The 18,405-nt window shown below is 37.1% G+C and carries 11 protein-coding genes and 1 pseudogene; 10 read left to right on the top strand and 2 right to left on the bottom strand.

Annotation, left to right across the window (positions count from 1 at the left end; translation table 11 throughout):
• Positions 1-168 precede the first annotated feature (168 nt).
• From GVV22_RS06485 to GVV22_RS06475, 3 genes are read left to right on the top strand one after another with little or no spacing between them, the layout of a single operon-like run.
• Positions 169-894: a WxL domain-containing protein gene (locus GVV22_RS06485; protein WP_159649323.1), complete on the top strand. Its 726-nt coding sequence runs from the start codon at positions 169-171 to the stop codon at positions 892-894.
• Positions 895-900: 6 nt separating this feature from the next.
• The gene (locus GVV22_RS06480; RefSeq protein ID WP_159649322.1) at positions 901-1,968 is read left to right on the top strand and encodes a DUF916 domain-containing protein; all 1,068 of its coding nucleotides are present in this window, start codon (positions 901-903) and stop codon (positions 1,966-1,968) included.
• Positions 1,968-4,523 (top strand): hypothetical protein, encoded by a 2,556-nt coding sequence (locus GVV22_RS06475; protein ID WP_159649321.1) that lies wholly within the window; start codon positions 1,968-1,970, stop codon positions 4,521-4,523. The genes GVV22_RS06480 and GVV22_RS06475 overlap by 1 nt, the downstream gene beginning before the upstream one ends.
• A gap of 91 nt (positions 4,524-4,614) precedes the next feature.
• Here GVV22_RS06475 and GVV22_RS06470 read toward each other — a convergent pair whose 3' ends face one another.
• Positions 4,615-5,421 carry an HAD family hydrolase gene (locus GVV22_RS06470; protein ID WP_159649320.1) on the bottom strand — a complete coding sequence of 269 codons (807 nt, stop codon included), beginning with the start codon at positions 5,419-5,421 and terminating at the stop codon, positions 4,615-4,617.
• Positions 5,422-5,502: 81 nt separating this feature from the next.
• Here GVV22_RS06470 and guaB point away from each other — a divergent pair, with 81 nt between their 5' ends.
• Both guaB and guaA read left to right on the top strand, forming a co-directional pair.
• Positions 5,503-6,636, top strand: coding sequence for an IMP dehydrogenase (guaB, locus tag GVV22_RS06465; protein WP_159649319.1), 1,134 nt, complete (start codon positions 5,503-5,505; stop codon positions 6,634-6,636).
• Complete coding sequence (guaA, locus tag GVV22_RS06460) at positions 6,626-8,158, top strand: glutamine-hydrolyzing GMP synthase (protein ID WP_159633367.1); 1,533 nt, start codon at positions 6,626-6,628, stop codon at positions 8,156-8,158. Before guaB ends, guaA begins: the two co-directional genes overlap by 11 nt.
• A 694-nt stretch (positions 8,159-8,852) precedes the next feature.
• On the opposite strand, the gene GVV22_RS06455 is transcribed toward guaA, so the two are convergent.
• The gene (locus GVV22_RS06455) at positions 8,853-9,002 is read right to left on the bottom strand and encodes a hypothetical protein (RefSeq protein WP_159649318.1); all 150 of its coding nucleotides are present in this window, start codon (positions 9,000-9,002) and stop codon (positions 8,853-8,855) included.
• A 482-nt stretch (positions 9,003-9,484) separates the two neighbouring features.
• Here GVV22_RS06455 and GVV22_RS06450 point away from each other — a divergent pair.
• The 5 genes and pseudogenes from GVV22_RS06450 (at position 9,485) to GVV22_RS06430 (ending at position 18,405) form a co-directional block, all read left to right on the top strand.
• A pseudogene (locus tag GVV22_RS06450) lies at positions 9,485-10,599 on the top strand (IS3 family transposase).
• A gap of 515 nt (positions 10,600-11,114) precedes the next feature.
• A complete protein-coding gene (locus tag GVV22_RS06445; RefSeq protein WP_159649317.1) occupies positions 11,115-11,963 on the top strand; it encodes a DNA adenine methylase in 849 nt (282 codons plus the stop codon).
• Positions 11,964-11,974: 11 nt separating this feature from the next.
• Positions 11,975-12,895: a DpnII family type II restriction endonuclease gene (locus GVV22_RS06440; protein WP_201290694.1), complete on the top strand. Its 921-nt coding sequence runs from the start codon at positions 11,975-11,977 to the stop codon at positions 12,893-12,895.
• A 708-nt stretch (positions 12,896-13,603) separates the two neighbouring features.
• On the top strand, positions 13,604-16,384 hold the full coding sequence (locus GVV22_RS06435) for a Z1 domain-containing protein (RefSeq protein WP_159649316.1): 2,781 nt from the start codon (positions 13,604-13,606) through the stop codon (positions 16,382-16,384).
• The gene (locus GVV22_RS06430) at positions 16,384-18,405 is read left to right on the top strand and encodes a hypothetical protein (protein ID WP_159649315.1); all 2,022 of its coding nucleotides are present in this window, start codon (positions 16,384-16,386) and stop codon (positions 18,403-18,405) included. Before GVV22_RS06435 ends, GVV22_RS06430 begins: the two co-directional genes overlap by 1 nt.

The following is an 18,405-nucleotide window of genomic DNA, read 5'->3' as shown; positions in this document are numbered from 1 at the left end:
TTCTGTTGCGATGTGTTTTATCATGTGATAAAACTGAAAAATATCACAAAATACACCGATTTCAATATGAAGATTCTTTAGCGGGGTTAACATAACAGAATTATATGGGCGGATTGTTTGTTATATGAATATAATGATGTTAATCTTGAATTATATGAGGGGGAAATTATGAAAAAGAATCATACATTTTTACGTGTGGGCACATTGTCCATACTTATAGCTGCCATCGCAGCGACACCAATTATTGCGCAGGAAACAGCGGATCCGCAAACATCTGAAGCAACCGCAACTTTTACTGCACCAGATACGGACAAACCAGTTGTCCCAGTAGATCCAACAGATCCTACTAAACCATTAGATCCAATCGATCCAGAGGATGGTAAAGAAACAGGAGCTGTAGGTCCGATGACTATTGACTACGTGCCACACTTCAAATTTAAGCCAACTGCTATCGAAGAGAAAGCACAAACCATTCAAGCAATCTCGATGAACCCATACGTTCAAGTATCTGACCGTACGGCTACTGGTAAAGGATGGACACTTTCAGCACAATTGGGTGATTTTACCAATACGATGCAAACACCTGAAACTACCGATGATCATACATTGAACAGTGCAACAATCACATTGACAAGTGGTGCTGTTTCATCAACAGATGCAACAAACCTAAATAAACCAGTTGGCCAAACACCGATTGTATTGACTGCTGGCGGTGGCCAAGTCACAATCATGCAAGCAACAACACACAATGGTATGGGTACCTGGTTGATGAGTTGGTTAGGCGATAGTGCACAAACAGAAAATGCGAAAGTAACACTTAATGCCGACACAAAGGGCGCTCGTGTCGGAGATTATAAATCAGAAATCAACTGGACTTTAAGCCAACAACCTTAGACCTATATGTCTTTTATTAAACGAAACATTAACGTAACATCACGAACAGTTATTTTTACATTGGTTGCGATGCTTATCACATTGTTTATCGCACCACAGTTTTCTGCCCATGCAGAATCCTATGGTGCGTTTTATGTTGAAGCCACCCTTCCGGAAAATCAATACGATCCCAATGTTGGATATTTTGATTTAATGATGGAACCCAATATGAAACAAACTATTTCTTTTGATGTTATTAACCAAGGGGATCAACCGATGCGTGCGTCCATCAATTTTCAAAATGGAACCACAACATTAAACGCTGAAAAGTCCTATATCCATGAAGAAACACCAGACGTATCGATGAAACACCCGATGACAACAATGGCTGTTCTTAAAACGCAAGAAGTCATTATTCCAGCAAATCAAAGATCCACCATTGCCATTGATGTAACGGCACCCAGTGTTGCATTTGATGGTGTGAGTGTGGGTGGTTTTTCGGTGACTGCGGATACGATTGAAACTCAAGCTGACACATCAAAAAAACCAAAAGGTGAGATCCAAATTGGAAGTCGTACCACATACTTAATTGCACTCCAAATTCGCATGAATGAAACAAAGGTAGAAAAAAACCTTAACTATATTAAAAGTGGTGCAGAAGTTGTGGATCTCAAACCTCAGTTTGTATCAACACTTCAAAATGATCGTGCGGTTGTAATGAATGATATTAGTATCAATGGTACCGTGACCCCAGAAGGTTCGGACCAACCCATTGCGCGAATTCAAAAACAAGTAGGCGGAATTCTGCCAAATACACAATTTCCAATCGCCTATCCGGTTCAATCCCAAAAACTCGAACCGGGTACCTACGTCATTGATTTAGAAATTAAGAGTGGTGAAGAAGTGTGGCGTTGGCAAGAAGTTCATACCGTTGAGCCTGATACTGCCGATGCTGTGAATGAAGGATCTGTCATTCCAAAACAAACCAATTGGATGCTCGTACTCGTCGTGGTATTACTGCTAATCATATTAATACTTTTGGTGGTTATCCTCTATATGCGCTATCGCCAACAACGTGAAAGACGAAACGCATAATGCGCGCGAAAAGACTGCAAAAAATGAGTTTGGTACTTGTGCTAATGATTGCGATGATCATTGGTGGTTTTGTTGTGACTAAACCGTCTACTTCGAATGGTAAGGTTTATGCCGATACCGCCACAACTGCGCTTACAGTTGCGCCAGAGACAACGAATCAAGACATATTGAGTGCCGATGAGGAACCATCTGAAGAATACAAACCAAAAGATGAAACGCACGAATTCACTGACAACGGACCCGAAAGCGAGAGTCCAGTTGAAAACTCAGAACCACAGGTCGAACCCACAACGGTGCCAGAAACCAATCGTCTGCAAGCATCCAATGCGATTGACCCACCAAGTGTCCATCCACGTGAAGATACAGTGCAACAGGTTCGTGCAACACTGCAAGCGCATGAGAAAATCGTTGCCGACTTTAGCGAGTTGAAACGTCTCATTGAGGCACAAGGAATTGAAGGGGTCAACCAATACACCACATATTATCTCAGTGCTGATATGCATGCACTGGTGGGTGGCATTAAGGTTCCAAATAACTATTCATTTATCGTAGATGGAACCAATCCGGAAACGGGAATCCGTCATACATTTAACGAATACAAGTCAGCCTCGTACTCTGATACCATCCATTACACTGGAAATGGAAACGGGAATGAGCGGACCATGACCTTTCGAAATATCGCCATCGCAGGCGAAAACTACTACGGAACGTTATCGAGTATTTACCAAAATGCACTGATTACTTATGATAACGTTGAATATTATGGACCGCAAATCACCCACAACGTTAGAGGAACGGTCAAAATTCACAACTCCAACATCAATATTATTAGAGGACGGGCAAGTGCTGCCCATGAAGTTATGGAAGCAACCCATGCGGTGTTCACTGGTCAAACTTATTTCATTGTGGATTCGGCACTCAATGAATTTCTCAATGTAACAGGGTCAATCACATTTAAAAAAGACAGTACCACCACTATCCGTTCCAATGTATCGATTGTTGATGACATAGGTGTTGATGTCATTATCGAAAAGGATGCTGTGGTCGACTTTAACCAAAATACGAACGCCTCGGGTAATCCTAACTACGGAATTCAAGCCAAGACCCTTGATAATGCCGGAACATTGAATCTAAAAGCGAATACTTTTGCACTGTCAGGATTAAGGACATACGATAAACTCTTGAATAAAGGGGCGATAACCATAGATGCCAGAGATATTGTTTATTATGGGATCAACGTGGTCAACAATGTACCCAATTCATTTGTTAATGACGGTGGCAAGATTCATCTCAAAGCAGATAAGATAACAGGATTTAATGTTTACTCTTATACACTCTACAACTATAATGGCGCAAGTTTTATCATTGATGTTGACAATGCGGTTCCTGGATATACGTTTGAAATATATAGAGAAACGGTCTTTGATAACAGTTCCTTTAAAGCGACGATGGGCGATGCGAGTCTCAAACCAACCAATCGAACGGCATTCCTACATTCACCCATCATCTCGTTCGTAAATTCGAATGTCGATATCAATATTTCTGAAGCCTTATACAGTCATGTCTTTTATGCAACGACGTCATGGGATTATCGAACAACACCTTCGCAGCCCAATTATCTTAATTTTATTGACCGTACACGTAGCACTAACTTTGTCTATTCAGGCAGTACAACGATAGAAACCCAACAAATCAATACTTGGGATACACTTCCAAGCCAAGTGGGATATCCCGATGATACCGTTTTTGGTGCCAATCGTTACATTATGAACACGTATGCACACTATTCTCTTAAAGCTTCGATTAATACATCAGGGAATTGGAGTGGTACCAATATTAGTTCAAGTAGCCCTGGAACATTGCCGAATATAAATGGAATTAGTTTCAGAAATAAGGGAACAATTTCGATGGGGAATATGGTTCTTGATACGCCGGTTCAAAACGAAAGTGCAAGTATCTTAGAAATTACGACCAACCCCAACGCGATTGTCCGGTTGGCAACGACACCGGAAGCAATCTTCGTCGCACCAGCTGATGGACACTTACGAGAAACGTTGTCGACACCCATCGATAATGGGACATATGGAATTGCTTCCTATGGTGATTATCTGTATCGTTCCAGTTGGGTAACCTATGATGCCGAAGGTCCATTAGAAATTCTAACAGTCCCAACGGCTTTATCATTTGGTAATGTCCAACTATCCGAAGGTCCAACAGTCTATCCAAGAACAGACATCGCAACAATTCAAATACGTGATGGTCGCAATGTAAAAACAGGATGGCGTTTGAGTGTGCGTGTGACGAAACCATTACAAACTGAGGGCAATTCGAAGAGCATTTTGAAAGACGCATTCTACCTCAATCAACAACCAATTCCAGAAGCACCCCAACAAGCAACGGTGGTTTACGAAACATCAACCACCACGTATGATAAAGATATAACCATCGAATGGGCTGCCAATCAAGGCGTACAGTTGTTTATCGAGAACTATCAACGAGTCTATGCGAATACGCCTTACCAAGGACAGTTAGAATGGATCCTCGAAGCCAAATAAGCGAAACTTAAAGCAGACAGACGTCTGCTTTTTTTTCTGTGAGGGTAAACTGAAGAAAAAAACGCCCCCGAAGCGGAAGCGTGTGTTATACCTATAAATCAAAAAGTGTTTCAATGGCATGGGCAATGCCATGATTCTCTAAATCTGTTGTAACGAACGTAGCAACGTCTTTAACATGTTCAGGAGCATCACCCATCGCGACCCCAATTTCAGCGGCAGAGAGCATGTCTACGTCGTTGTCCGCGTCACCAAACGCTACGACTTCATGCCAGCTAAGGTTTAGACGTTCTAAAACAACTTCAATCCCTCGCATCTTCCCAGCACGACGGGAATAAATATCAAAGGCATTCGTATATGCTTTCGAGATTCGCGCATCCGTTACAAACGATCGTGCCGATTCGATGCGTGACTCATCCCCCATCATAAAGATACCTTTCGGTAATTCTTGGCCTTCAATTAATAAAGGTGCTTGTGTATAATCCTTTAAAATATAAGCTTTAGGACTCCCTTGTAAATAAACATTCGTAAAAATTTGATAATCACTGTAAATATGCATTTCTTGATTTAGTTTGTATCCAATCCCTAAATGATGTGTACGTGCAAATTCAGTCAGTGCGTTGACCTCCTCAATCAACATAGGGACTTCGTGAATGACGTTGTTATCAATATCATAAACAGTTGAGCCATTGACCGTTACATAAAAATCAGGATGCATTCGTTCATGAATGTCATCTTGAATAAAATAAAAGGCACGACCTGTGGCGATTAAAACTTCAACTCCAGTATCACGGAGTTTACGAATTGCGGTGATGGCACTTTCTTCAATTGTCGTTTTCCCGCGTTTTATCAGCGTTCCATCGATATCAAAGATGGCTAATTTAATGTTTTCATGGTTCATAGGAACATTTTAGCATATTTCACTAGCATATTGGGTAGGGTTTCTGTATAATAAACTACAAGATTTAAGGAGGTAGAGGAAATGAATGGTAAAGTAATTAAAGAAGCATATACGTTTGATGATTTATTGTTGGTGCCAGCAAAATCACAAATTGTACCTGCTCAAGTTAAATTACAAACACGTTTAACTGACAAGATTACATTAAATATTCCGATTGTATCTGCAGCGATGGATACGGTTACGGAAGATGGTATGGCAATCATGTTGGCCAAGCTTGGTGGTATGGGTTTTATTCATAAGAATATGCCTGTCGAAGATCAAGCGGCGATGGTACGTGTGGTAAAAGAAACAACTGTGGAAGAAACATTCGAAGATGCAAATGTCGACGGACAAGGACGTTTGCGTGTTGGTGCTGCAGTTGGCGTTGGTGAATCGTCAATAGAACGTGTTCGTGCATTGGTCGCAGCAGGTGTTGATATTGTTGCTGTTGACAGCGCACATGGCCATTCAGAAGGTGTTATCAATACCGTGAAGGCAATCCGAGCAGAGTTTAAGGACTTGGATATTGTAGGTGGTAACATTGTTACGGCTCAAGGTGCTACTGACTTAATTTATGCGGGAGCCAATGTTATTAAAGTTGGTGTTGGTCCGGGATCAATCTGTACAACCCGTGTTGTTGCAGGTGTTGGTGTTCCCCAACTGACAGCAGTTAATGATGTTTATTCTGTCGCAAAACAATATGGCGTTGGTGTTATTGCTGATGGTGGTATAAAACTATCGGGTGATATTTCCAAAGCCTTAGCAGCTGGCGCAAGTTGTGTCATGCTTGGTGGCCTCTTAGCAGGAACTGAGGAAACTCCTGGTGATGTCATCGAAGTATTTGGTAAGAAAGTTAAATCTTATGTTGGAATGGGATCCTTAAGCGCAATGCAACGCGGTTCAAGTGATCGTTACTTCCAAGGTGGTGTTAAAGAACTTTCAAAACTTGTACCAGAAGGAATTGAAGCAACAGTGCCATTTAAAGGATCCATTACAGACGTCGTGTATCAAATGTTAGGTGGAGTGCGTTCAGGTATGGGCTATTGTGGATGTGAAACAATAGAAGACATGCATTTGAAAGCACAATTTGTTAAAATAACAGGGGCAGGCTTAAAAGAAAGTCACCCACATGACGTAGATAATGTTAAGGAGGCTCCAAACTACAATGGCAAATAAGATTATTGTATTAGATTTTGGATCACAATATAACCAATTAATCGTGCGCCGTATTCGCGATTTAGGTGTATATAGTGAACTTCTTGATAACGAAATTACTGCAGAAGCAATTCGTGCAGATAAAGATATCGCAGGTATCGTGTTATCAGGAGGACCAAACTCTGTTTATGAAGACGATGCATACCACATCGACCAAGAAATCTTTGAATTAGGATTACCAATTCTTGGTGTATGTTATGGGATGCAACTAATGGCGCACCAAAATGGTGGCGTTGTTGAATCTCATGACAAACGTGAATATGGTTTAGCGCCTATTAATGTTAAGAAAGAGAATGCAATTACAAAAGGATTACCAGCTACATACAACGTATGGATGAGCCATGGTGATCAAGTTAAAGCAGTACCTGAAGGTTTTGAAGTGTATGCTTCATCAGACAATACAGAAATCGTCATGATGGGTAACGAAGCCAAGAAACAATATGGAATCCAATTCCACTCAGAAGTTCGTAACACAGAAAACGGTATTGATATGATCCGTAACTTTGTGTTTGACGTCTGTGATGCAGAAGCTACATGGTCAATGGAACATTATGTTGAAGAACAAACAGCATTAATCCGTGAACAAGTCGGGGATGAACAAGTTATTTGTGCATTATCCGGTGGTGTTGACAGTGCTGTCGTTGCAGCGTTATTACACCATGCAATCGGTGATCAACTCGTATGTATCTTTGTAGACCATGGTTTGTTACGTAAAAATGAAGCAGACCAAGTTGTTGAAGTATTCCGTGATCACTTTAAGATTAACTTAATCAAAGTTGATGCACAAAAACGCTTCTTAGACAAACTTGCAGGTGTTGATGATCCTGAAACAAAACGTAAAATTATCGGAAACGAATTCATTTATGTCTTCGATGATGAAACGAAAAAACTTAAAGATGCGAAATGGTTAGCACAAGGTACAATCTATGCTGACGTTATCGAATCTGGAACTAAAACTGCACAAACAATCAAATCACACCACAACGTAGGTGGATTACCAGAAGATATGGACTTCAAACTTATTGAACCACTCCGTTCATTATTCAAAGACGAAGTACGCCAATTAGGATTGGTACTTGGTTTACCAGAACACATCGTTCACCGTCAACCATTCCCAGGACCTGGAATTGCGATCCGTATCATCGGTGATATCACAGAAGAAAAAATCAAAATCGTTCAAGATTCTGACTGGATTCTTCGCGAAGAGATTGCGAAAGCAGGACTAGATCGCGAAATCTGGCAATACTTTACCGTGCTAACAAGCATGCGTTCAGTAGGTGTCATGGGCGATCAAAGAACCTATGATTATACACTTGCACTTCGTGCTGTCACATCTGTTGATGGTATGAGCGCAGACTGGGCACGTATCCCTTATGATATTCTTCAAATCATCTCAGTACGTATCGTAAATGAGATTAAAGGGATTAACCGCGTAGTGTATGATGTAACCTCAAAACCACCAGCAACGATTGAGTGGGAATAGTATCAGAAAGTTTGTATAAATAGTCAAAAACCGCCTATTCAGGCGGTTTTTTTCATGTCGCTATTGAGAATAGTGGGAAAACAGGTGTTAGTGATGTCAAAATGATGTCAATTTTCAAAATTCTTTAGGAAATGCCATAATTAATACATATTTTACAGCAAGATAGGTGGTAATGTTTGAGTATAATTTATGGGATGCTTTTATGTGAATTTTTAACAGATAAATGCATTCAGGTTAGAAGAGAATTGAACCTACATATATCAGGCATATTTTATTGAAGAACAAAAAGAAAAGGAAGCTATGATTTATAGTCTCCCGAATTGATTGTTTATACTTTACTGTTTCAATCATGAGTGGGTTGTTGCTCTCAGTAATTATAGAAGATGAAGTATGTTGAGTAGCGATTTGATTAAGGAAGTCTGCTAGATGGTATTGTTTATTTGGATATAGGTGCGAATAAGTGCAAAGGGTAGTTTCTATTTTTCGTGAGATATATTCTTGATACGGATTATGTAACTTAATATCAAGAAACTTTTTAATAAATTTATTGATCAAATCTGATTGTTTTGTGGTAGATGGTTTATGAGCAAAGGATTGAAGATTTTTAATGACACCCTCTTGTTTTGCAATGTACTCAAAAAACCCAGAACTACTGCTTTTATTTGGTTTCATATAACCAAACTTTACAATGAGTCTAGCCATCGCTATCTTCACTATTTTGGAGTTTAACAATATCTTCAAAATTTATTAAATCAACCGATGATTTAATAAATTGAATACACTTAAAGCGCAGTTTTTTAACGGCGTCCTCGCTCAGTTCAAAGTTTGCATCAATGATATTCATCATCATACTCATTTCAACGGATTGTTTGAACAATAGTTTTGGTAGACGATCTTCAGTGATTTGAATTGAGTTGTGCAGCACAGATTCAATAGATTCAGAAATGATGAGATTATTGTCTTAGTATTGAGATAACTAACATTGAATTTCACAGTCTCTTCAATGAAATCATTTCTTGATTTCACATTAGCAAGTCCTATGTTTTCATCGCAAAGTTTTACATTTTTAGAGAAAATCATAGTTCCAGTTTTAATTCGATTCATATTCATTGTGTTCTACCTTACTAAAAATTCAGTAATTATATATTTTTTCCGTTTTTGCATTATGTACAATCAATTAAGGAGAATTTCCAATAAAAACTATCGGCTCTATCAAAGTGGTTGCTGTTATAATATTCTATTAGTAACGGAGGCATGGATGGGCTACACTTTAGATGACACTTTCTTAATAGACATACTCTAATATAAGAAAGCGAAGAACATAGTATGACTAGAAAAAGATATAGTGGGGATTTCAAGAAACAAATCGTTGAGCTTTATAACAACGGCATGACTGCGCTTGATATTGAGCGAGAGTATGACCTTCATGCATTTGTGATTAATGGATGGATTAAACTTCACAACAAGAGTGGTTCATTCAAAGTATCTGACAATAGAACTCCTGAAGAGAACCGACTTATTGAGCTAGAGAAAGAAAACAGACAGCTCAAGATGGAAAATGATATTTTAAAGCAAGCAGCGCTAATTGTGGCACGAAAGTAAAACTTATCAGATTGAATCGTCATAAGTATCCCATATCAGCAATGTGCAAGATTCTAAACATTAGTAGACAAGGTGTTTATTCTTATGTGGATCAAAGTGAGGAAGTTGATGAATATCCTGAGCACGTTATCCAGGTGTTCTACGACAGTCATGGTATTTATGGAACATGCAAAATAAAGGCAGTATTTTCCCGTGAAGAAATCGTCTAATCACGTAGACGTATTTCACGAATTATGAGCGATAATGACTTAGTGTCAATCTATACAAACAAGAAATATCGTCAATACAAGTCAATCGTTAACGAGAGTATTACTACTAATGCAGTCAATCGGGAATTTGATGATCGTAAGCAGTTTGAAGTAGTAGTCAGTGATTTAACGTATGTAAGAGTTGGACATACTTGGAATTACATATGCACCATCATTGATTTACACAATCGTGAAATCGTCGAGTATAGTTGTGGGCAAAAGAAAAACGTCGAACTGGTTCATAAGGAGTTTGCAAAGATACATTCAAATTTAGGTAACATTTAGTACTTTCACTCAGATAGAGGAAGTGAATTTGACAACTATTTAATTGATGATGTCTTATCAACATTTGGAATTGAACGGTCACTAAGTCGTAAGGGTAATCCTTATGACAATGCCATTGCCGAGACACAATTCAAGACAATCAAAACAGAGTTTGTCAGAAATCATATTTTCTCAACACTTGAGGAATTGAATTATTAGTTTGGTAGATATGTTGAGTGGTTTAACTCCAAACGTCTCCACGCAGCATTGGAGTATAAAACACCATTAGAATACGAGCAACATTCTATTGTTAATTTGTCTTTATAGGTGTTGCCATTCCATTTATAAGGAACCTGATGTAGTCTGTTACTTTATCTATCGATAGACAAGCTGTTCATTCAAGTCGCAATCGCAATAAAAATCATATTAGACCTTCCCCCCCTTTATATAATTTATTTAGGTTCGCCAGAAAGTTTCCCACATGTTCTCTTTGGCATTATAGTATCCACTACTTCTATTCTATACTAACTAACAAATTTGTTTTAAATATTACCTAGTCAAAATGTATACTACTGCTGAATAGTAACAGTAAAATAATAAATTTTTCATCATAATGAAAAAAATGTGATAGTATCAATAAAGAGTAGGACCAAAATTTGTAATCAACAATTTAATCTCAAAATTGAAATATTAGTGGGGAGTTGAACAGTGTTTGGAGATGTTGCCTTGTCTACTCATAGGTTCTAATTTTATTACACGTATATTTTGCCAAATAGCAAAGAATACAAGGGATAATTTCAATATGATGTGGTATACTAATAAATAGACTTGAGGTGGTATTCTTGATAGAAAAAAAAAATGTCAAGCCAGTATTAAAATGGGTTGGTGGAAAGAGACAACTAATAGATAAAATTATCCCGTTAATCGATATTAACAATAAAACATACGTGGAACCCTTTGTTGGTGGAGGAGCAATTCTATTTGAACTTCAACCAAAGAGAGCAATAATTAATGACTATAATGCAGAATTAATGAATGTATATCAAGTAATTAAAGAAAGTCCCAAACAATTATTAGACCTGTTATCTATCCATAAAAACAACAATTCAGAGAGTTACTATTATGAGACAAGATCTATTGATAGGAATGGTGACTACAATAAACTTTCTGATGTAGAGAGAGCGGCAAGAATTATGTATCTTAATAAAACTTGCTACAATGGTTTATATAGAGTGAATTCGTTGGGCCAATTTAATTCGCCGTTTGGAAGGTACAAAAATCCTAACATAGTCAATGAGATAACAATAAAAGCCGTTTCAAAGTATTTTAACGAAAATGATGTGAAAATAGTAACAGGAGATTATCGTAAAGTTTTAGATACTGTCGATTCGAATTGTTTCGTGTATTTAGACCCGCCATATATGCCATTGAGTATTTCTTCATCATTCACAAGTTATACTAACAACGGCTTTGATTTAAAGGATCAAATTATTTTGCGGGATGAATGTATTAGACTTCATAAAAAAGGAGTTAAATTTATACAGTCAAATTCAAGTTCAGAAAAAGTTTACGAATTGTATTCCAACATCGATGGATTCTCTATTCTTACAGTTAATGCCTCACGAGCGATTAACAGTAAGGCAGATAAAAGGGGTGCAATTAAAGAGGTTCTGATTACAAATATATTCTAAAGGAGGTAAACATGCAATATACAGTGTTTGAGTATCTAAATCTATCCGCTGAAGAAAAATTATCCTATTTTATGAAAACAAGAACTGAGTTAAGTCAGCTTGCTTCATATTGGATTAATTTTGATAACGTAAAAAATAACTATTCAAAATATGACTGTCCAAGATTATATATGTTTGATTATCTAATTGGAAAAAATGAAGATGAAATACATAATTTTTTTAAAGAAGAACCAGAATTACTAAAGTTTGTCCCATATCTCTTAGGAATAAGAGACAATAAATTTGATAAAGCGAGCAGTCCTCAAAGAAAAATATTAAAAGTTCAAGATACGCATGGTGAGTATTCTTTAGATTTCGAGAATATTCAAGTGGAAAATTTAAGTTTATATCTTAAGTTTGTGAATGATTCTGGTCTTATTTGGGCAATTTCGGAAGGGTTAAGTAAGTCAATCCGAGACTATTCAATTGGAGTTGAGGCAGGAATGGACAGTAATGGTAGAAAAAATAGAAGTGGTCGTAGAGGAGAAAATTTTCTGTCAGTGGTACTAAATGAGATAGGACTTGACAAAGGATGGATAGTTTTAGGTCAAACTTCAACTGAAGACATAAAAAAACATTATGGAATTGATGTCGGTAAGGAATTCGCGAATAGAAGGTTTGATGGATCACTATACAATCCAAATCGACAAAAACTGTACCTTTTTGAGGTCAACAACTTCAATTCCGCTGGATCAAAATCAAAAGCATCCGCTACGGAGTTTCAAGATTTGCACAGTAGGTTTTCCCGTACTAATCATGAGTTTATATACATAACTGATGGAAAAGGATGGGATAGTGACCAATCTCATTTACTAGAAGCGATGCAATATATTGGCAAAGTGTTTAATTACCAAATGATTGAAGATGGTTACTTAAATGAGTACTTGGGATAGTCAATAATTATAGAAGTGTATTTGCGCATAGCAATGCCCGACTTTAGTGCAAGGTGGAAATAGGGCTTCGATCCTCTATGTGTTCGGAACGATTTAGATTTCTACTAAAGTTAAATTATCGAGCAATTCATCTGCTAAAAGACTTATATATAACCTACTAGGATTTTGTACTGCGTCACCTTAATTAAATTTGAATAGAATTTAACGATAACATTAACAGATGATTAAAAACCTTGGTCTGAAATAATATTGAAATACTGAACTCTGTAATGTGTTAATACTGTTTAGGTATTAACTGTTGAGCGAATCTATAGGGTAATAATCTATATTTTCAAATACCTATAAAGGTCTATGAAATTTACTAAATATGGGTTCGTATTTGCTATTGTTTAATGGTTGAAAACTAACGAGAATTTCCACATTAAGTGTTGTACTTTATCTTCTAATAAAAGTATAGCGCTTTTTTATGTAGCTATTATATGAAAGTAGGCTATTTAGAATCAGTTCAATAGAAAGCTATTTATTGTTAAAAAATTTCTTTATTTTGCCTGCATTTCGTTAATGTATATAGATAAACACGTAAGTTAATACCTTTTACTTTATTAAGATAAAAAAAGACATAAATATGGTACAATTTGAAAGAGGTTTCAATAATAAGCGTGTGTGTAATAAACTGTTATTGGCCTCACGAAAATCATGGAGGGACCAATGCATAAATTATTTATTGAAGCGAGAGAATACATATCGCGAAGAATATCAAAAGGGAAATTACGTCATGAACTAAAAAATATGACTTTTTTAGATAAACATACAAAAGAAGAATTTCTGACAATGCAAGCTTTAGCGTATGATTGGGAAGAAATGAGTGTTTTAGAATGGGAAACTTTAGTCGATGAGGAATATGATGCTGAAGAAGAATCCGTTCCGATTAAAAAGGGTACTATCGTAAGTACTCAAGAGCGGAATGGCTTGAATATCCCCCCCTCGGGAAAATCCCAATGGCACTATTTTAAAAAAGATTTGAGAGAGAATAAAGGGTTTGACGAAAGAACGATAAGGGAGATAGAAGAGGATACAATAAGAATCCTTAGCAGAATAAGTAATGATACGAGGAAACGAGAGCCTGTTAAGGGGCTAGTAGTTGGGAGCGTGCAATCTGGAAAAACTACAAGTATGGCTGCTTTAATGGCGATGGCATCAAGTTATTCTTGGAACTACTTTATTATCTTATCGGGGACTATTGATAATCTTAGAAAACAAACGCAAGATCGGTTAATTATGGATATGACTTCTACAGGACGCGGCGTAAGTTGGACTGTGGTGGATAATCCTTCTTTAAAAATGGAAAGTCATATGTTACCACAAAACCTAGATTTTACTGAAACTATGGGAAGGAAATACATCACAGTATTACTAAAGCAAAAAAATAGATTGCAAGATTTACTAAAATGGATGACATCGGATAGTAATGCGATGAAAGATATGCGCATATTATTAATCGACGATGAAGCCGATCAAGCAAGCGTAAATACTGTCGATTTAGATAGTGGTCGTGATCGAAAGGCAATTAACAATCTCATTGTAAATATTGTGAACGGAAAAGATGCTAAAGGAAATGATTTACAAGCGAAGTTTAATGCGATGAACTATCTAGCATATACTGCAACGCCTTATGCAAATATTTTAAGTGAGGGGCCGAGTGAAGCGTTATATCCGCAAGATTTTATAAGTTTATTAACTACTTCTAGACAACATTTTGGACCCGCAACTATTTTTGGAATCGAAGAAACGGAACATGCCGGGCTAGATATTATCAGAACGATTAGTGAAGAAGATAAAGTTCAAATCGGTTTAGTAGAAAAAGATTTAGATGACACATTACCCAGCAGTCTAAAAAGAGCTGTGGCATATTACTTGTCCTCGTGCGCCGCATTGAGGGTGCAAAATTATAGAAAACCTTTAAGTATGTTGGTGCATACATCAATCAATGTCAAACATCACGATAAGATAGCAAATGCAATTTCGGATTGGATTCGTATTTCTTCGAAGGAATTACTATCGATTGCTGAAGATGTTTGGGAAGAGGAATCGGAGAGATTCACAATTGATGATTTTATGACATCAATGCCTACATATACGATTGACCAAAGTCAGACTTTAAAAAAACTTCCTTTCGATGAAATTATTGGTGAATTGCATGAAATTATACGCCAAATTTCACCAAAAAGTGTAGATGATAGTGCCATTCTCTACCATAATGGTGTTCATCTATGTATTGATAACAGTCAAAACAATAAAATTAATGAAAATAATGAGTATTTTAGACTCATCTATCCAGACAGTAAGCAACTTGATTCAATGGAGAAAGCACCAATTTTCTTAATTATTGGCGGATCCACAATGTCTCGTGGACTTACAATCGAAGGTTTGATCACAACATATTTTAGTCGTAATACTGGTGCAGCAGATACGTTGATGCAAATGGGGCGTTGGTTCGGTTATCGTCCCAAAATTGAATTATTCCCTCGGATTTGGTTAACAAGCAAAGGGATACGCCAATTCCAGTTTTTAGCGACTCTAGACATGGATTTACGTAATGAACTTATTGAAATGGCGAATCAAGATATTGATTATTCAAAAGTTGGTCCCAAACTTCTCGCTACGCCTAAGTATACTTATCTAACTTTGACAGCTCGAAACAAAATGAATGACAGAGTCCCTGTTGAGTACGACTTTAGCGGTCAGAATATTCAAACATATAAATTTCATGATGATACTGAAATTATGAAATCAAACATTGCTTTGACAGAGTCATTTTTGAATAGTTTGGGTGATGCAAAAATTGCTAAAGGTCATCCAGGAGAGAGTTTCTATTGGAACAATGTTCCAACAGAAAATGTGTCTGATTTTTTACGGACTTTTAAAGCAGTTGATAAAATGAGAGCATTTAGAGATATTGAAGCATTTTTAGAGTGGGTGGAGATAGCCAAGAGCAAAGACTTACTACATAATTGGAATGTTATTATTGGAACTATAAAAGGCAAAGACAAGGATATAAATTCAGATAAAATCTGGGGCATAAATAATTTCCGTGCCCATAAAGTTGAACGTAGTCGAAAAATTGAGTTAGATAAGGGAATAATAGATATTGGTGTTTTGAGAAATTCACGAGATCTCTTTAGAGATATCGATTTATCAGAAGTAAGTGATGAAATTCGTGAAAAGATCAAGATAGAAAATAGTAAAAGTTATTCTGAAATTAGAAACGAACTTGGATTAGAAAAAATACCACAATTAATAATTTATCGAATCGATAAGAATTCAGTTGGAAGTTCGGCTAATGGGAAAGTTCCATTAAATCTTGAGGAAGATCTAATTGGTCTTGTAATTTCAATTCCGGGATCGAAAGTAGCCAATGCAACTACAAAATTTACTGTTAACATGAAGGGTGATGACCTATTCGTGGAAGACGAGGAGGATTTAGATTAATGCTAGATATAGAAGTATTCGATAGTGACCGGGTATCAAGTACGGGGAAGTCAATATTAGATGCACTTCAAAACAACAACACTCCAAACATTGATTTATTTGTAAGAGAGTCCATACAAAACTCGTTGGATGCAGCGGATGATTCTAAGAATCCTTTCGTTAGTGTTGAATTCAATAGTGGATCATTTGAAGCAAAACGTTTTAATAGGCTATTAGGTAGGGTAGAAACACGACTTAATGAAAAATATACCGGAGTTCATGAGTACTTAAGCGTGAGCGATATGCATACTACTGGATTGACCGGTCCACTTACACAGAGCGAGGCAAAGTCAGTAGACAAATTAGGTAACTGGATTAGTCTCGTGTACGAAATTAACAAAACAAAGAGCCAAGAAGGTGCCGGTGGAGCATGGGGATATGGTAAAACTATTTACTATCGCTTGGGTAGCGGAACAGTTTTATTCTACAGTCGCATAAAAACAGACAGTGGCTATGAAAATCGGCTTGCAATTTCACATGTTGAAAATGATCCGGAAAATGGAATCTTATCTGGCTTTACTAGAATTTATAAGGGTCTTGCATGGTGGGGAGAAAAAACAGATAGAAATAGAACAAGAGCAGTAACTGATCTCGCGAAAATTGAAGAAATTCTCGATGTTTTTGATATGCAACCATACGAAGGTGATCAAACAGGTACATGCATTATAATGCCCTATGTAAAACAAGATGAGCTTTTGAAGCATAATCGCGATATTGATCTAGAGACAGAGCTCTATGATGATATTGACGAATACCTTAAAACCGCTGTTCAAAGATGGTACGCCCCACGCTTAAATAATGAGCTATACAAGCATGGGAAACATCTAAGAACAACAGTTAATGGCGAAGATGTAGCAATGGATGTAGAACTTTTTAGAACCATTCAGGAGATGTATAATTGTGCCAATGGAACCGCAAAACCGGAGAACGACCTAATTGTCACAAAAATAAACAGTTCTAATTCGAAGCTAACTCATGATCGCTCAGTCGGTACGCTTGTATACAAAATGTTTGATTATTCTGAACTCGGAATGAATCGAGTTGCTGATGCCTGGAATCCATATTATCTAACAAATCAAGAATTGGATGAAGGCAAAGCAACGAGGCAAGGACGTGTCAATCAACCAATGATTACGTATACACGAAAAGCTGGAATGATAGTAAACTATAGCGTGGCCAATAAATGGTTATCAAGCGTTCCAAATACATCCAAGGATAAATATATTCTAGCGATGTTTGTTGTAAACTCGTCTAACGGAATTGATGTAGATGGTAAGATTTTTCTATTGGACGAATATTTCCGCAAAGCTGAAGAGTCTGATCATCTTGAATGGGAAGATCATGATAGACTTGGAACCAAGTTAAAAATAATTACAAATGCAAGAAATCAAGTTGCAAATACTCTCCGTAAAAAATTTTCGCCTGAAGAGGAAGAGGGAGAACGAACTACAGTTTCTGGTAGGTTGTCTAAATTACTTGGGAGTAGACTACTTCCAAGTAATAATTATGGTAAAGCAGCGTCAAAAGGTGAAAAAGTTGGAAACGGAGGCACCGACAAGTTAATAAGAAAATCCCACCAAGATGCCATTAGAGTTGATTATGATAATGTTTCATATGAAAGTGGAAGAATGGTAGTACCATTTGAGATTGAAGTAGTAAATGAACCCTCACAAGTTACATTAGAACTAAGAATTGCTCTTGAAAAGGGTAACGTAACTGTAAAAGGTTTTGAGGAAAAATCTGGAGTCAAATCTCCGGTCTTATTTGACTCGATAAATGTGTTCACTCAGAGCGACGGCAGGACCGCTAAAATTGAGGAAAATGATATCCTAGTATCCAATACTGCTCAGAAAACTAAATATGCTTATAGTTTTGAAACATCAGAACCGTCATCAAGGGTATTTGGGAATCTATATCTAATAATAGAAGACAAGAATATCGTACCAAGAATTGAACGTGAAATTAGGGAGGTAAGAGTCTAA

It is taken from the genome of Erysipelothrix aquatica (genome assembly GCF_009828825.1).
GTDB lineage: Bacteria > Bacillota_I > Bacilli_A > Erysipelotrichales > Erysipelotrichaceae > Erysipelothrix > Erysipelothrix aquatica_A.
The sequence above is the reverse complement of the archived record's forward strand: the minus strand, read 5'-3'. Positions and strand labels throughout refer to the sequence as shown.